Origin of the sequence: Kitasatospora sp. NPDC085879 (genome assembly GCF_040686255.1) — a bacterium.
In the GTDB taxonomy this organism is placed as follows: Bacteria; Actinomycetota; Actinomycetes; order Streptomycetales; family Streptomycetaceae; genus Kitasatospora.
In genome coordinates, this window is the sequence record NZ_JBFBJZ010000015.1 from 116542 (window position 1) to 132757 (window position 16216).

Genomic DNA, 16216 nt, shown 5'->3' on the forward strand with positions numbered 1-16216 from the left:
CGTACCGGACCGGACCGCGCCCCCCTCCCGCGCGAGAACCGGGCTGGATACCGGGCGGGAGGGGGCGCGTTCCGGGCGGGTCAGATCCCTATCGGCCGCTGGGAGCGGACGGACTGGAGCAGTCCGATGGCGATCCAGACGGCGAACATCGAGGATCCGCCGTAGGAGACGAAGGGCAGCGGGATGCCGGCGACCGGCATGATGCCGAGGTTCATGCCGATGTTCTCGAAGGCCTGGAAGGCGAGCCAGGTGATGACGCCGGCGGCGAGGACGGTGCCGTAGAGGTCGGTGGCCTGGCGGGCGATCTTGCAGGCGCGCCAGAGGATGACGCCGAGCAGGGCGATCAGGCCGATGCCGCCGACGAAGCCGAGTTCCTCGCCGGCCACGCTGAACACGAAGTCGGTCTGCTGCTCGGGGACGAACTGGCCGGTGGTCTGGAAGCCGTGGAACAGGCCCATGCCGGTGAGGCCGCCGGAGCCGATGGCGATGCGGGCCTGCGCGGTGTTGTAACCGACGCCGGCCGGGTCGAGCGAGGGGTTGGCGAAGGCGGCGAAGCGGTCGATCTGGTACTTGCTGAGCACGCCGAGTTTCCAGATCACCACCGCGCCGACGGTGCCGGCGCCGATCAGGCCGAACACCCAGCGGCGGGCGGCGCCGGAGGCGAGCAGGACGCCCATGATGACGACGCCCATGACCATGACCGAGCCGAGGTCCGGCATCAGCATGATGACGCCCATCGGCAGGGCGGCCATCACCAGCGCCTGCACGACGCTGCGCGAGGAGGGGAACTCCCGTTCGCCGGCGTCGACCCGGGCGGACAGCACCACGGCCATGCCCATCACGATGGAGAGCTTGGCGAACTCGGCCGGCTGCAGCGAGAAGCCGCCGCCGAACTGGATCCAGGAGTGCTGGCCGTTGATGGTGGAGCCGAACGGGGTCAGGGTGACCCCGAGCAGCAGCAGCACGCCGACGTAGACGAAGGGCACCGCGGTGCGCAGCCGGCGTGTCCCTATCCCGACGGTCAGCGCGCCGAGCACCACCCCGACCAGGGCGTTGGTGAGGTGCCGGTAGAGGAAGTACTGCGGGTCGCCGTGGGTGAGGTTGTCGCGGCCGCGGGTGGCGGACCAGACGAGCAGTGAGCTGCCCAGGGAGAGCGCCAGCGCTGCGAGGATCATGATCCAGTCCATCCGGCGCAGCGGCGAGTCCTTGGCCAGCACCCGGGCGATGGAGCCGCGCTGCGGGGCGAGCCGGACGGTGCGGTACGAGCCGTAGGAGGTCATCCGCGGCTCCTTCCGGGGGCGCGGGCGGGCTCCAGGGCGGCGAGCGCGAGCAGGGTGGCGCCTCCGGTGCCGGTGGCGGGTGCCGGGTCGAGGAAGGCCCGGCTGCCACTGAAGCCGTCGGTGGCGCCGTCGGTGAGGGACGCCTGCTTGATGATGGCGGTGCCGTCCGGGTTGAACTTGGGCAGTTCGGCCTGCGGCTTGGGCAGCAGGGCCTTGCCGTTGTCGATGGCGCCCTTGTCGTCGACGCCGTAGAGCGCCTGGTAGATGCGGCGTACCGAGTCACCGGAACCGCCGGAGCCGGTGCCGCCCTGGCTTATCGTCATCACGACCGCGTAGTCGTCGCTGTAGGTCGTCAGCCACGAGGTGGTCTGCTTGCCGGCGACTTCGGCGGTGCCGGTCTTGGCGTGCAGTTCGATCTTGTTCTGGGGCCAGCCTGCGCCGGTGAACTTCCAGGCGGCGGTACCGCTGACGACGACGCCGGCGGTGGCCTGGTCGATGTACTCGAGCAGCTTGCCCTGGGCGGGGATCTTGCCGTCCTCGTGCGGGGCGATGTCGCGGACGAGCTTGCCGTCCGGGCTCATGATCGCCTTGCCGATGGTGGGCCGGTAGAGCGTGCCGCCGTTGGCGAGCGCGGCGTAGATCCGGGCCATCTGGAGCGGGGTGACGAGGGTGTCTCCCTGGCCGATGGCGAAGTTGACGGCGTCACCGGCGCGCATGACGTTGCCGTCCTGGCAGTTCTCGCGGGCGATCTCGTCGGCGTACTCGTGGCCGCCCTTGGCCGCCTGGGCGCACCAGGAGTCCTTGTTGGCGTCGTAGAAGGACTGCTTCCACTGCCGGTCGGGGACGCGGCCGGCGACCTCGCTGGGCAGGTCGACGCCGGTCTTGGCGCCGAGGCCGTACTGGTGGGCGGTCTTGGTGAACCAGTCGCCGGGGTTCTTCGGCCTGATGCCGCCGTCCTTCAGCCACTGGTCGTAGGACAGGTAGTAGAAGACGGTGTCGCAGGAGATCTCCAGCGCCTTCTCCAGCGAGATCTCGCCGAAGCTCTCGCCCTCGAAGTTCTTGAAGACGCGGCCGCCGATGGTCATGCTCGGCGGGCACGGGTAGTGGCCGTCGAGGGAGTAGCCGGCCTGGACGGCGGCGGTGGTGGAGATGACCTTGAAGGTGGAGCCCGGCGCGGACAGGCCCTGGATCGCCCGGTTGATCAGCGGGTAGTTGGAGCCCTTGTCGGTCAGCGCCTGGTAGTCCTTGGCGGAGATGCCGCCGACCCACAGGTTGGGGTCGAAGGTCGGGGCGCTGGCCATCGCGACGATGCGGCCGGTGTGCACGTCCATCACGACGGCGGCGCCGGAGTCCGCCTCGTAGTTCTTGTGGGTCTCCTTGTCGTAGACCTTGCGGGCGTCGGCCATGGCCCTCGCCAGCTGGTCCTCGACGACCTTCTGCACCCGGGCGTCGATGCTGGTGACCAGGTTGTTGCCGGACTGCGCGGGGACGGTGCCGGCGCTGCCGATGACCTTGCCGAGGTTGTCGACCTCCAGCTTGTCGACGCCGGTGGTGCCGCGCAGGTCGTCGTCGTAGACGGACTCCAGGCCGGCGCGGCCGATCTGGTCGCTGGGCAGGCGCCGCTCGCGGCCGGTCTTGTCGGCGGTGCCGGTGACCTCCGCGTCGGTCACCGGGGAGAGGTAGCCGAGCACCTGGGCGGCGCTGGCGCCCTCGACGCCGGTGTACCGGCGGACGGCGGTGGGCTGGGCGGTGACGCCGGGGAAGTCCTCGCGGCGTTCCATGATCTGCATGGCCTGCTGGGTGGTGGCCTGCTGGGTGACCGGGATCGGCTGGTAGGGCGAACCGTTCCAGCACGGCTTGGGCGTCTTGGCGTCGCAGAGCCGTACCTTGTCCTGGACGTCCTTGGGCTGCAGGCCGAGCACGCCGGCGAGCCGGGTCAGCACGGCCTTGCCGCGGTCCTTCTGCTGCAGCAGCGAGGTGCGGCTGACGGACACGACCAGCTTGGTCTCGTTGCCGACGAGCACCCGCCCGGAGGCGTCGAGGATCTCGCCGCGGACGGCGGGCTCCACGACCTCCCGGATGTGGTTCCCCTGCGCCTGGGCGGCGTACTGGCTGCCGGTCCGGATCTGCAGGTACCACAGCCGCCCGCCGAGGGTGGCGAGCAGCGACAGCACCAGGATCTGCAGCACCACCAGACGGATCGTCACCCGTTGGGTGCGTCCGGTCTCCGGGATGTTGCTCACTGCGGGGACTCCTCCTCGGGGGTCTGCGGGGCGTCAGGGGCGGCGGGCGAGGCCGAGCGACCGCTTCTTGCGCTGGCTCGTCGGCATCGGCGAGGACTCCCGGGTGGTCTTGTAGCGGGCCAGGCTGCCGAGCCCGGAGGCGCCGGGGTCCTCGGTCTCCGCGCCGGAGACGCCGCCGTCGAAGCGGCGGGCGAGCAGCATGACGGCGGGCACCACGAAGGGCGCGAGCAGCACGTCGTACAGCAGGGCGCTGAACACCAGCCCGGCGAGGCCGACGTGGCGGGCGGCGGTGTCGCCGACCAGGGCGCCGACCGAGGCGTACAGGCCGGTGGAGACCACGGCGGCGACGGCCACCACCATCAGGGCGCTGACCGCGGAGCGCTGCCGGCCGCCCTCGGGGCGGAGCAGGCCGGCGGCGTAGCCGACCAGGCAGAGCACCAGCGCGTAGCGGCCGACCGCGTGGTCGGAGGGCGGGGCGAGGTCGGCGAGCAGGCCGGCGGTGAAGCCGGCCAGGCAGCCGCCGGTCGGGCCGTACACCAGGGCGAGGCCGACGACGACGAGCATCAGCAGGTCGGGGGTGGCCCCGGGCAGCTGGAGCCGGCCGAGCACGCTGACCTGGACGACCAGGCCGAGCAGCAGCAGGACGGCGGAGAGCAGGATGCGGTTCGGACGCACGGTCAGTTCCCCCCTGCGGGTGTGGAGGCGGCGGTGGTCGGCTGCGCGGGGGCGGCCGGCGGGTTCGCCGCGGCGGCGGTCGGCTTGGGCGGCAGCACCCCGTCGCGCGGGTCGCTGCGCGGCGGCACCACGACGACGCCGACCAGGTCGAGTCGGGTGAACTGCACGTACGGCTCGACCAGGATGGTCTTGGTGAGCTCGCCCGGGGTGGCCTGGACCTCGACGACCCGGCCGATCGGGACGCCGGGGACGAACGGGCGGCCGCTCTGCGAGCCGAAGGTGACGACCCGGTCGCCGGCCTTGACCTGGGCGCGGCCGTTGAGCAGCTGGACCCTCATCGGGCTGCTGCCCTGGCCGGCCGCGAAGCCGATCTCGTCGCTGCCCTCCAGCCGGGTGCCGGCGGTGAAGCCGGGGTCGGAGGCGAGCAGCACGGTGGCGGTGGTCGGGGCGACCGTGGTGACCCGGCCGACCAGGCCCTGGCCGTTGATGACGGTCATGTCGCGGGTGAGGCCGTCGTCGCTGCCGGCGTCGATGGTGATCGTCCAGGAGAAGCCCTGGGCGGCGCCGATCGCGATGACCTGGGCGGCCTTGATGGTGTATCCGCCGTTGCCGGCCGTCCGGAGCAGGTCGTCGAGCTGCTTGGTGCGGCCGGACGCGGTGTCGGAGGAGGCGAGCCGCTGGCGCAGCTCGGTGTTCTCCCGGGTGATCTGGTCGAGGCGCTGCTGGTGCGTGGAGGCGTCCCGGACGGCGCGGATGGTGCCGGCCACCGGGTCGACCAGGCCGGAGGCGCCGCGCTCGACCGGGCCGAGCAGGCCGGCGGCCGCCCGGCGGACCCCGCCGAGCGGGGAGTCCTCGCCGCCCTTGATGTCGACGGTGATCAGGGCGAAGGCGACCGCGACCAGCAGGATGAGCAGTAGTCGGCTCTCTCGTGTGTCCCTCACGGTGCTGGAGCGCCCCTTCGTTCCCTGGTACCGGTTGTTCAGTTGGAGATGTGACGCCGTGTGCGCCGGTCGGCCCCCCGCGGGGAGGGGCTAGCGGCGCGGCTGGGCGTCCAGGACCTGCTGGAGCGCCTCGAACTCCTCGACGCACTTGCCGGCGCCGAGGGCGACCGAGTCCAGCGGGTTCTCCGCGATGTGGATGGGCATGCCGGTCTCCCGGCGGAGCCGCTCGTCGAGGCCGCGCAGCAGCGCGCCGCCGCCGGTGAGCACGATGCCGCGGTCCATGACGTCGCCGGCGAGCTCGGGCGGGCACTGGTCGAGGGTGGTCTTCACCGAGTCGATGATGGAGTCCACCGGCTCGTCGATGGCCTCGCGGATCTCGGCGGCGGAGATGACGACGGTCTTGGGCAGGCCGCTGACGAGGTCGCGGCCGCGGATCTCGGCGTGCTCGTCCTTCTCGCCCTCCAGCGCGAAGGCGGAGCCGATCGACATCTTGATCTGCTCGGCGCTGCGCTCACCGAGGAGGAGGCTGTACTCCTTCTTGATGTGCTGGACGATGGCGTTGTCCAGCTCGTCGCCGGCCACCCGCAGGGACTGCGCGGTGACGATCCCGCCGAGCGAGATCACGGCGACCTCGGTGGTGCCGCCGCCGATGTCGACGACCATGTTGCCGGTGGGCTCGTGCACCGGCAGGCCGGCGCCGATCGCCGCGGCCATCGGCTCCTCGATGATGTGCACCTGGCGCGCGCCGGCCTGGGCGCTGGCCTCGATCACGGCGCGGCGCTCGACCCCGGTGATGCCGGAGGGCACGCAGACCACGACGCGCGGGCGGGCCAGGTAGCGGCGGCGGTGGATCTTGAGGATGAAGTAGCGGAGCATCCGCTCGGTGATCTCGAAGTCGGCGATCACGCCGTCCTTGAGCGGGCGGATGGCGACGATGTTGCCGGGCGTGCGCCCGATCATCTTCTTGGCCTCGGCGCCGACCGCGAGGATGCCGCCGGTGTTGGTGTTCACCGCGACGACCGACGGCTCGTTGAGGACGATCCCCTTGCCCCTGACGTACACCAGCGTGTTGGCAGTGCCGAGGTCGATCGCCATGTCACGGCCGATGAACGACAGATTGTTGGCCATGGGGTGTGCAGTGCCTTCCCGAGCTCGGTGTGCATGTGCGGGGAGTGGGCCGATCGCGCGCGCCCACGACAGGGCTGACATCAGCTGAGCAGCCGTACCGGGCCCATGAGTTGCGTCCATCGTAGCCAGGCCCTCTCACCGCGGACGGCGAGGTACGGCATGCTGGCCATTCTCCGGCGGCCGATGGGCTCTTCCCGGGATTGGGACGCCGTGTCGGCGCTCCGGGTTCCGCCGTTTCGGGGCCGGTCCGCCCGATTCCACCTGGTCGGGCCAGGGCGGTTGCGCCCGGCCCGACCTGGGCGTACGTCAGACGGGGGTCAGGCGTGCGCGGGGAAGAAGATCTTGATCTCGCGCTCGGCGGAGACGTCCGAGTCGGAGGCGTGGATCAGGTTCTCGCGGGTGATGGTGGCGTAGTCACCGCGGATGGTGCCCGGGCCGGCCTGCAGCGGGTCGGTGGCGCCGGCGAGCGCGCGGATGCCGGGGACGACGTTCTCGCCCTCGACGATCAGGGCGATCGACGGGCCGGAGGTCATGAACTCCAGCAGCGGCTCGTAGAACGGGCGGCCGACGTGCTCGGCGTAGTGCAGCTCCAGCGTCGCCCGGTCGAAGGTGCGCAGCTCGAGGGCGGTCAGCCGCCAGTTCGCCTTGCGCTCGATGCGGCTGATGATCTCGCCGGCCAGGCCGCGCTTGACGGCGTCGGGCTTGAGCAGGACGAGAGTGCGCTGGGACACGGTGCGGCTCCAGGGGATCGGGTTCGGCACGGTGGGTTCGGCCACCGCAGACACTACCCTGCGGGTGCGGCCCGCCGACGCGAACGGGCCGCTCAGCGGGGGTTCAGGCGGTCTGCTCGGCCTGGGCGGCCCGGGCCGCCTTGATGACGTCGACCTTGCGCCCGTAGTGCACCGAACACCACCACAGGCCGGCGAAGACCGCGCCGAGGCCGAACATGGTCGGCAGCACCAGTCCGCTGGCGATCAGGCCGATCTGCAGTGCCCAGCCGATCGGCACCGCACCGGGGCGCTCGATCATGCCGCAGAGCAGCACGCACAGCACCATGGCGGTGCCGCTGACGGCCCAGATCGTGCCGGTCGGCACGTCGGAGAGCGGCATCGCGACGAGGCCGGCGAACATGATGAGCAGGGCCTCGCCGATCAGGGTCGAGGAGCAGAGGATCCGCATCGGGTACTACTTCCTTCCGAACAGCAGGCGTGCCTCGCCCACCGTGATGACCGAACCGGTGACCAGGACGCCGGCGCCGCCGAGGTCCTCCTCCTCGGCGAGCGTGACGGCCGCGTCGATGGCGTCGTCCAGCCGGGGCTCGACCTGCACACGATCCTCACCGAAGATCTCCACGGCGAGCGCGGCCAGCTCGTCGACGGGCATCGCCCGGTGGGTGGAGTTCTGGGTGATCACGACCTCGGCGAGGATCGGCTCGAAGACCTCCAGCAGGCCGGAGACGTCCTTGTCGCCGCTGGTGCCGATGACGCCGACCAGCTTGGTGAAGCCGAAGGCCTCGCCGATCGCGGCGACGGCGGCCTCGGCGCCGTGCGGGTTGTGCGCGGCGTCCAGGATCACGGTGGGGCTGCGGCGGACGACCTCGAGGCGGCCCGGCGAGGCGACGCCGGAGAACGCCCGGCGGACCTTGTCGGTGTCCAGCTGGCCGCCGCCGGCCGCGCCGACGCCGAAGAACGCCTCGACCGCGGCCAGCGCGAGCGCCGCGTTGTGCGCCTGGTGGGCGCCGTGCAGCGGGATGAAGACGTCCTCGTACTCGGCGCCGCCGAGGCCGCGCAGGGTCACCAGCTGGCCGCCGATCGCGACCTCGCGGCGGATCACGCCGAACTCCATGCCCTCGCGGGCGACGGTGGCGTCCACGTCGACGGCCCGCTTGAGGATGGTCTGCGCGGCGTCCAGCTGCTGCTGGGCGACGACGGCGAGCGCGCCGGGCTTGATGATGCCGGACTTCTCCACCGCGATCTCGCCGGTGGTGCCGCCGAGCTTGTCGGTGTGGTCCAGGCCGATCGGGGTGATCACGGCGACGGCGGCGTCGATGACGTTGGTGGCGTCCCAGGAGCCGCCCATGCCGACCTCGACCACGGCGACATCCACCGGGGCGTCGGCGAACGCGGCGTACGCCATGCCGGTGAGCACCTCGAAGAAGGACATCGCGACCGGCTGGCCCTCGTCGACCATCCGCACGTACGGCTCGATGTCGCGGTAGGTCTCGACGAACTTCTCGGTGCTGATCGGGACGCCGTCCAGGCTGATCCGCTCGGTGACCGACTCCACGTGCGGGCTGGTGTAGCGGCCGGTGCGCAGCTCGAAGCCGCCGAGCAGCTGCTCGATCATCCGGGCGGTGGAGGTCTTGCCGTTGGTGCCGGTGATGTGGATCGACGGGTAGGAGTTCTGGGGCTGGCCCAGGATGTCCATCAGCGCGCTGATCCGGTCGAGCGAGGGCTCCAGCTTGTTCTCCGGCCAGCGGTTGGAGAGTTCGGTCTCCACGGCCCGCAGCTCGGCCTCGGGGCCGGTGGCCCCGTCGTCGGAGGGGCGGGTGGTGTACGGGTTCTGCTCGGCCTTGTCGCTCACGGGCCCAGTCTACGTAGCGCCCGGGCCGGCTCCGGCGCAGGCACCCCGGCCCGGTGGTGGCGGGGCCGGGGTGCCTGCGCTCCGGGGCTCAGCGGTGCGCCTGGAACTGCACGACCTGCTGGTAGGTGGGCCGGTTCTGCCAGGTGGACTTGGGGTCGGTGACTCCGCCGAGCGGGCGCTGGACGATCGAGTCGGCGCACCACTGGTCGCCTGCCGAGCAGTCGGCGTCGCCCGGGTAGACCTGGGCCGGGGTCTGCGCGACGGCCTTCCGCAGGCTGTCGAGCAGGGCGGTGCGGCAGGCCGCGAGGTCGCCGCCGCCGCAGAACGGGCGGGCGAGCGGTCCGGCGACCGGGTCGCCGAGGACGGACCGCAGGTCCTTGTCGACGTAGCTCCACCAGCCGTACTGGAAGGCCGAGCCCTTGTGCGGGATGGACTCGTTGGCGCTGGCGGTGCCGCCGGTCGGGCCGGTCTGCCCGCCGGAGGGCGACTCGTTGATCTGCACGGCGCCGGTGAGCGCGGTGAAGAGGGCGTCGCCGAGGCCTGGCCGGAAGACCGCGTCGGCCAGCAGCGGCCACCAGGCGTCCAGGGTGCGGATCGCGTCGGCGTCGCGGTAGGCGTGGCTGCCGGGCGAGGTCTCCCGGCGCTGGCCGTCGGCGGCCTTCCAGGTCTCCAGTTTCTGCACGGCGCCGGCGAGGGCGGGGTCGGTGACCGGGGCGCTGCGGATCACCCGGAGCAGTTCGGGCAGCACGTCCTCGGCGCGCAGGTCGGTGAGGGCGGCGGACTCCATGGCCCCGGTGAGCGAGACCCGGCTCGCCTTCCCGTTGCCGGCGATCAGCGCCTTCACCCGGTCGTCGAGCAGGTTGCCGCGGTGCACCGAGCCGTTGCCGAAGCCCGCGGCGGCGAAGCCGGCGGCCTGCTTGTTGTTCCAGGAGATGTAGTAGTCCTGGTCGACGGAGTGCGGGTGCTCGGCCGGCGGGGTGTACCGGGCGGTGTTCGCCGCCGGGTCGAAGTCCCGCCACTCGTAGGCGGGTTCGGCGCGGACGGGCAGGCCGGCGTCGACCCCGGCGGCGCGCACCGGGTTGGTGCCGGAGTTGTAGTAGGCGATGTCCCGGGAGTCGGCGTAGAACCAGTTGAAGGTGTAGTTGATGTTCTGTGCGGCCTGCTGGAAGCTCGCCGCGTCGTGCACCGCGCCGGGGTCGTTGAGCATCTGGAAGCCGATGATGGAGTCGGCCTCGTGGCGGTAGGTGGAGCGCAGCGAGGTGAAGGCGACGGGGGCGCCGCCGACGGTGCCGCGGGCGGTGACCAGGCCGTAGTTCGTGCGGTTCATCACCAGGGTGTAGGAGCCGGCCGCGGTGGAGTCGGCGGTGGTGGGCTTCCAGGCGTTCTTGCGCTCCAGCCGCTCCATGGGCAGGCACTGGCCGTGCCAGAGGTAGTGGTCGGCGGCGAGGCCGGCCGGGCTGCCGTCGGTGGTGCAGAGCGGGACGGCGTAGGTGTCGGTGATGTCCTGGCCGGCGGAGGTGGCGCTCCAGGCGTAGTCCTGGCCGCGGCCGAGCTGCACGTAGAAGCTGAGGCCGGCGAAGGCGGCGCCGCGGGCGCTGATGCCGGGGCCCTGGATCTCCTCCAGCATGAGCAGCTGCGGGGCGAAGTAGCCGGTCTGCGGGCCGAAGACGGCGACGGGGTGGCCGTCGTCGGTGTGGGCGCCGGAGACCAGCAGGGCGTTGGACATGCCGTGCTTGGCGGTGAGCAGGTTGCCGGGCAGCAGTCCGGGGGCGGTGGTGGCGGTCTGGGTGCCGGTACCGGTGGCGTCGTGGATCATCTGCTCGGGGACGACCGAGCCCGGGTCGGGCAGTGCGGTGCCCTGCGGGGCGTCCGGCGGCAGGGCGTACGGGAAGCGCTGTCCGTCGTGCAGGGTGAGGACGGCCTCGGGGTCGTCGGCCTCGCGCAGCGATGCCCACAGCCGGTCGCCGTCGGCGGTGCCGTAGCGCGCCTCGGCGGCCAGTCTGACCTGGGCGGAGGCGAGTTCGCCGCCGCCGCCGGAGCCGAACAGCGCGCCGACGACGGAGGCGAGGGCGACCAGGTCGGTGAGCTTGAACGGCTCGATGCCGCCGGCGTTGGTCATGGCGTCGATGTGGCCGGTGAGGTCGTACTCGCCGGGGAAGTACCGACCGTTGTAGGACTCGCGGACGTACTGGTTGATGCCGTCGAGGTAGGCGGTGGCGTCGGCGAGGGCCTGCCGGGCGCGGTCGCCCTGGCCGGCGATGGCGTCGATCTGCCGCTGCAGCTCGTCCTCGGTGTACGGGGCGGCCTGCCAGAAGCTCTGCTCCAGCTGCCGGTTGGCGGCGGCGCCGCCGGCGAAGCCGGAGAGCTGGCCGCGGCCGACGTGCCGGAAGAGGTCCATCACCCAGAGCCGGTCCTGGGCGGCGGCGTAGCCGGCGCCGAACTCGGTGCCGTAGCGGGTGGTGCCGGTGATGTGGGGGACACCAGTGGCCTTGTCGCGGACGATGGCGACGTCGCTGCGCGGGCGGGTGGTGGAGGCGACCTGGTCGGCGGGGACGCCGAAGGAGGCGTCGTTGAAGAAGTTCCGCAGCTGGGCCTCGGTCAGCTGCGGGTAGGCGCCGGCGAGGTTGGCGTACGGGCCGAGCTGGTCGTCGGTGTGGGCGGGCCGGGAGCCGAAGACCTTGTTGAGGAGGATCTCGGCGAGGGTGGCGTTGCCGTTCTCGCCGGGCGGCAGGATGTCGAGGCATTTCCCGGCGCAGTAGTCGGTGGGGGCGGCGGGGGCGGCCGCGGCGGTGGGGGTCGCGGTGGGGGCGAATACGGCCAGCAGTGCGGCCGCGAGGGTGGCGGCGGCGAATCTGCGCGGGTGGGGGCGTCGTTGCATGCCGGCTCCTCGGTCGAGTTGCGGATGCGGTGCTGCGCTACTCGACGGTAGGGGCGTTGCTGACATTCTGCCTAGTAGCGTGCATGCCACAACTCGCCTGCGGCCGAACGGTTTTACCCACTCATGGCGGTGGCGCCGGCAACGCTCGGACTCGGACCGGACGCCGACCGGGCCGGCTCAGCCGTGGCGGGCCTCGGGCACCTGGGCGGCGCGCCCGCCGTGCCGGCGGCGCAGCTCGGCGGCGATCTCGGCGCCCTCCCCCTCGGGCAGCAGCGGCAGCATCATGGCGACGGCCTGCAGCAGCCCGCCGAGCAGGCAGGTGGTGTCGGGGGTGGCGGCCACCAGTGCGCGGACGGCCGCGACGTCGCCGGTGTCGACGGCCTCGATCAGCCGGGCCGGATCGGCGGCCTCCTCGTCGAGCAGCACGCCGGAGGTGTCGGCGGGGGCCCGGCGGGCGAGCGAGCGCAGCACGCGGTCGGCGGCCTCGGGCGCGTAGGCCTTGCGGACCGCCTCGGCCGCGATCCACACCAGCAGGGTGGTGACCTCGCGCTCCACGTGGTCGGCGAAGAGCCGGTCCAGCTGCGCGTCGAAGGACAGCTGGTTCCCGTGCCGGAATGCCAGCAACAGGGTCGCCGCCCGGGCCTTGGCCGTCTCGACATCCTGCTGTGGCAGTTCGTCGGCCAACTCCCTGGTCGCCACCATGACGTGCCCTCCCGTCAGTCGCACACCCGAATGGGGACGTCTGAACACCGTACACATCCCAACTCCGAACATCGGTGGAACGCGCGCACGCAGAAACGGAGATGATTCACCGGACAAACGGTCAGCCGCAATACCGGGAGCGATCTCGGACGCACACGATGAAATACCGCCGAACGGACTATCAAGAACGCCGGCGGATATACCGAATGGCGCTTTTGATGCGGCGGGCACCGCATGCCCGCGCGCTGCGGCGGCGCCCGGGGCGGGTTCCCGCACCGCTCCCGGGGTATGGCATTTCCGTGGGCGTCCGGCCGGCCGTACCGGCCCGCGGCGTCCGCTCGGCAAGGGGGAGGTCGTCGTCCGCCCGCCGCCAGGACCACCCCGGCGGCCGCGGTCGGCCGTGCGGTAGCGTGCCCGGATACTCGCGCGGGCAGCCGTACGGGTACTGACGAGGAGCAACGCCGAAGAGCAGGCCGCGGAGCGCCGTGGCGGGGGAGACCGATGTCGATGTACGGCCAGGGCCAGCAGTATCCGCAGGGGCAGCCGCAACAGCCGTACGGCCAGCCGCAGCCGCCGTACGGCCAGCCCCCGCAGTACGGGGGTGCCCAGCAGCCGCCGGCGTACGGCGCTCAGCAGCCGCCCTCCTACGGCTACCCGCAGCAGCAGCCGGCCCCGCCGTACGGCGCCCAGCCCGGCTACCCGCAGGCCCAGGTGCCCGGGCAGCCGCAGCCCTACGGCGCCCCGGGCGGCTACCCGCCGCCGCCCCCGCCGAAGAGCAACAACGGGCTGGTGATCGGCCTGGTGATCGGCGCCGTGGTGCTGATCGGCGGCGGCCTCGCGGTCTGGGGCCTGTCCGGCAGCGACAGCAGCGGCGGCACCGGCGGTACGGGCGGCACCGGCGGCAGCACCGGCGGGGGCGGCACGGTCGCCTCCGCCGCGTACAAGCTCGACCTGCCGATGTCCCTCCCGGACGGCCACACCCAGCAGAAGGCCACCTCCGTCCCGGCCACGCCGGGCCCGGACGGCCAGAAGCCGGCCTGCCCGGACGGCACCGCCGTCGCGGGCAGCTACACCAAGGGCCAGACGGACATGGTGCAGATCGTCGGCTGCTACGGCACGGTGGCCGTCCCCGACCTCGTGCTGGTCGCGCTGGAGGCCGAGGCGGTCAAGCCCAAGACGATCGCCGGCACCACCGTCAACAGCACCTGGAAGACCCGGCCGACCGAGTACCCGGCCGGCAGCGCCGGCGCGCCCGGCGCCAAGCTCAAGTGCGGGGTGCTGACCACGTCCGCCACCAAGACCGCGGCCGGCAACACCGTCTGCTTCTGGGCGGACCACTGGACCGCCGGCGAGGTGGTGTTCGCCGACCTGAGCTTCACCGGGAAGGCACCGATCACGCCCGCCGAAGCCGCCACGAAGACCGCCGCCATCCGCGGCGCCGTCGAAGTCAAGAAGTAGCCGGTCGAGAAGCAGCCAGGGTCGACTCCGTCGAAAGGACCTCCGGTGTCCGAGCAGAACCCGTACGGCGGCCCACCGCCGTCCCCGCAGCCCTACGGGGCACCGCCCCCGCCGCCCGCCCAGCCGGGCTTCGGCCCGCCGCAGCCCGGCTACGGCTACCCGCAGCAGCCCGCACCGTACGGGCAGCCCGGCGGTTACGGCGTGCCGGCCCAGCAGCCCTGGGGCGGCGGGGTCGTCCCGCAGCCGCAGAAGTCACGCAAGACGCTCTGGGTGGTGCTCGGCTGCGTGGGCGGCGTCATCCTGCTCGGCGGCGGCCTGCTCGGCTACTTCGTCTATGACGTGACCTCAAAGACCAACAACTACCGGATCTCGCTGCCGAGCTCCTTCCAGGGCCTGCCGCGGGAGGACTCCAACCCGCTCGCGCAGAAGCTGGAGTCCGGGCTCAACGACTCGCTCGGCAAGGGCGACAACGCCTGGTCGCCGACCCCGGTGAGCACCGTCTACACCGACCGGCAGAAGGTCGTCGCGGTGTTCGGCGGCTACGGCACGGTCCTCTCCCCCAGCAGCCAGATCGACGACTTCTACACCAACTTCGAGAAGGGCGCGAGCAGCCAGGGCACCACCTTCAGCGGCCGCCGCGACTTCGACGCGGGCCCGCTCGGCGGCCGGCTCAGCTGCGAGGTCATGCACGCCCCGACCGAGGACGACAGCCTGTGCGCCTGGGCGGACGGCTCCACCTTCGTCGCCGTGCTCACCGGCGAGGTCGACCAGGACTCCGACGTGGACCTGGACGACGCCGCGGCCGCCGCCCTCGAACTGCGGCGGATCGCCGAGGTGCGCAAGTAGCACCCGGCACGTCGGCACCGGGGGCCGCCCTCGGAACGCCCCCCGGCAACGGCGAAGGCCCTGCACCCGGAAGCGGTGCAGGGCCTTCGCCGTCGTCGATCCGTCACGGCCTGGGCCGACGGGCGTCAGGCGCTCTTCTCGCGGCGCTCGCGCTTGATCATGTCGCGCGGCACGAGGGTCGGGATGGCGTGCTTGGAGACGACGTCCCCCGACACCACCACGCGGGCGACGTCCTGGCGGGAGGGCACCTCGTACATCACGGACATCAGCACCTCCTCCATGATCGCGCGCAGACCGCGGGCGCCGGTGCCGCGCAGGATCGCCTGGTCGGCGATGGCCTCCAGCGCGTCCCGGGTGAACTCCAGCTCCACGCCGTCCAGCTCGAAGAGCTTGCGGTACTGCTTGACCAGCGCGTTCTTCGGCTCGGTGAGGATCTGCAGCAGCGCCTCGCGGTCCAGGTTGTGCACGCTGGTGATCACGGGCAGACGGCCGATGAACTCGGGGATCATGCCGAACTTCACGAGGTCTTCCGGCATGACCTGGCGGAAGTGGTCGCTCGCGTCCGACTCCCGCTTGGAGCGGATGGTCGCGCCGAAGCCGATGCCCTTGGCGCCGGCCCGGCCCTCGATGATCCGCTCCAGGCCCGCGAAGGCACCGCCCACGATGAACAGCACGTTGGTGGTGTCGATCTGGATGAACTCCTGGTGCGGGTGCTTGCGCCCGCCCTGCGGCGGCACCGAGGCGGTGGTGCCCTCCAGGATCTTCAGCAGCGCCTGCTGCACACCCTCGCCGGAGACGTCACGGGTGATCGACGGGTTCTCGCTCTTGCGGGCGACCTTGTCGATCTCGTCGATGTAGATGATCCCGGTCTCGGCCTTCTTGACGTCGTAGTCCGCCGCCTGGATCAGCTTGAGCAGGATGTTCTCGACGTCCTCGCCGACGTAGCCGGCCTCGGTCAGCGCGGTGGCGTCCGCGATCGCGAAGGGCACGTTCAGCATCCGGGCCAGCGTCTGCGCCAGCAGCGTCTTGCCGGAGCCCGTCGGGCCGAGCAGCAGGATGTTGGACTTGGCCAGCTCGATCGCGTCCTCGCGGCCGTTGCCGGCCCGGCCGTTCTCACCGGCCTGGACGCGCTTGTAGTGGTTGTAGACCGCGACGGACAGCGCCTTCTTCGCGAGGTCCTGGCCGACCACGTACTGGTCGAGGAACTCGTAGATCTCGCGGGGCTTCGGCAGCTCCTCGAAACGGACCTCCGAGGACTCCGCGAGCTCTTCCTCGATGATCTCGTTGCAGAGGTCGATGCACTCGTCGCAGATGTAGACGCCAGGCCCGGCGATCAGCTTCTTCACCTGCTTCTGCGACTTGCCGCAGAACGAGCACTTGAGCAGGTCGCCACCGTCTCCGATGCGTGCCACGAGGTGCTTCCCCTTCGCCAGGGGCCCCGCAGCTCTCCGGGGCCTGGTGCTGTGGACCGGCTGCGCCGTC

At 71.9% G+C, this 16216-nt stretch carries 13 protein-coding genes; 2 read left to right on the forward strand and 11 right to left on the reverse strand.

The genetic code is table 11. The features are described 5' to 3' along the window. Positions 1-80 precede the first annotated feature (80 nt). The 10 genes from AB0P35_RS14550 to AB0P35_RS14595 form a co-directional block, all read right to left on the reverse strand. Positions 81-1280, reverse strand: a complete 1200-nt coding sequence (locus tag AB0P35_RS14550) for an FtsW/RodA/SpoVE family cell cycle protein (RefSeq protein ID WP_095874880.1) — start codon at positions 1278-1280, stop codon at positions 81-83. Next, complete coding sequence (gene mrdA / locus AB0P35_RS14555; protein WP_363510494.1) at positions 1277-3523, reverse strand: penicillin-binding protein 2; 2247 nt, start codon at positions 3521-3523, stop codon at positions 1277-1279. The genes AB0P35_RS14550 and mrdA overlap by 4 nt, the downstream gene beginning before the upstream one ends. Positions 3524-3556: 33 nt before the next feature. Then, positions 3557-4198, reverse strand: coding sequence for a rod shape-determining protein MreD (gene mreD / locus AB0P35_RS14560; protein WP_095874878.1), 642 nt, complete (start codon positions 4196-4198; stop codon positions 3557-3559). 2 nt (positions 4199-4200) lie between these two features. Further along, entirely contained in the window at positions 4201-5139 is a 939-nt protein-coding gene (gene mreC / locus AB0P35_RS14565; protein ID WP_095874877.1) for a rod shape-determining protein MreC, read from the reverse strand. A gap of 90 nt (positions 5140-5229) precedes the next feature. Continuing rightward, complete coding sequence (locus tag AB0P35_RS14570; protein WP_095875666.1) at positions 5230-6255, reverse strand: rod shape-determining protein; 1026 nt, start codon at positions 6253-6255, stop codon at positions 5230-5232. A 329-nt stretch (positions 6256-6584) separates the two neighbouring features. After that, positions 6585-6998: a nucleoside-diphosphate kinase gene (ndk, locus tag AB0P35_RS14575; protein ID WP_363510499.1), complete on the reverse strand. Its 414-nt coding sequence runs from the start codon at positions 6996-6998 to the stop codon at positions 6585-6587. A gap of 103 nt (positions 6999-7101) precedes the next feature. Beyond that, positions 7102-7446 carry a DUF4233 domain-containing protein gene (locus AB0P35_RS14580; protein WP_095874876.1) on the reverse strand — a complete coding sequence of 115 codons (345 nt, stop codon included), beginning with the start codon at positions 7444-7446 and terminating at the stop codon, positions 7102-7104. Between the two features lie 6 nt (positions 7447-7452). Further along, positions 7453-8850 (reverse strand): folylpolyglutamate synthase/dihydrofolate synthase family protein, encoded by a 1398-nt coding sequence (locus AB0P35_RS14585; protein WP_095874875.1) that lies wholly within the window; start codon positions 8848-8850, stop codon positions 7453-7455. Positions 8851-8938: 88 nt separating this feature from the next. Continuing rightward, entirely contained in the window at positions 8939-11728 is a 2790-nt protein-coding gene (locus AB0P35_RS14590; RefSeq protein WP_363510503.1) for a penicillin acylase family protein, read from the reverse strand. 177 nt (positions 11729-11905) lie between these two features. After that, the gene (locus tag AB0P35_RS14595; RefSeq protein WP_363510506.1) at positions 11906-12430 is read right to left on the reverse strand and encodes a hypothetical protein; all 525 of its coding nucleotides are present in this window, start codon (positions 12428-12430) and stop codon (positions 11906-11908) included. 501 nt (positions 12431-12931) lie between these two features. On the opposite strand from AB0P35_RS14595, the gene AB0P35_RS14600 reads away from it, so the two are divergent. Together AB0P35_RS14600 and AB0P35_RS14605 are read left to right on the forward strand one after the other, a co-directional pair. Next, a complete protein-coding gene (locus tag AB0P35_RS14600; protein WP_363510509.1) occupies positions 12932-13888 on the forward strand; it encodes a hypothetical protein in 957 nt (318 codons plus the stop codon). 45 nt (positions 13889-13933) lie between these two features. Continuing rightward, positions 13934-14734, forward strand: coding sequence for a hypothetical protein (locus AB0P35_RS14605; RefSeq protein ID WP_107486804.1), 801 nt, complete (start codon positions 13934-13936; stop codon positions 14732-14734). 125 nt (positions 14735-14859) lie between these two features. On the opposite strand, the gene clpX is transcribed toward AB0P35_RS14605, so the two are convergent. Then, positions 14860-16146: an ATP-dependent Clp protease ATP-binding subunit ClpX gene (gene clpX, locus AB0P35_RS14610; protein ID WP_030270508.1), complete on the reverse strand. Its 1287-nt coding sequence runs from the start codon at positions 16144-16146 to the stop codon at positions 14860-14862. Between the last annotated feature and the right edge of the window lie 70 nt (positions 16147-16216).

What these genes read in the sequence shown, in the direction of transcription:
- AB0P35_RS14600 (WP_363510509.1), top strand. Translation starts at nt 12,932, where the DNA reads ATGTCGATGTACGGCCAGGGCCAGCAGTATCCGCAGGGGCAGCCGCAA.
- AB0P35_RS14550 (WP_095874880.1), bottom strand. Translation starts at nt 1,280, where the DNA reads ATGACCTCCTACGGCTCGTACCGCACCGTCCGGCTCGCCCCGCAGCGC.
- AB0P35_RS14590 (WP_363510503.1), bottom strand. Translation starts at nt 11,728, where the DNA reads ATGCAACGACGCCCCCACCCGCGCAGATTCGCCGCCGCCACCCTCGCG.
- AB0P35_RS14595 (WP_363510506.1), bottom strand. Translation starts at nt 12,430, where the DNA reads ATGGTGGCGACCAGGGAGTTGGCCGACGAACTGCCACAGCAGGATGTC.
- AB0P35_RS14580 (WP_095874876.1), bottom strand. Translation starts at nt 7,446, where the DNA reads ATGCGGATCCTCTGCTCCTCGACCCTGATCGGCGAGGCCCTGCTCATC.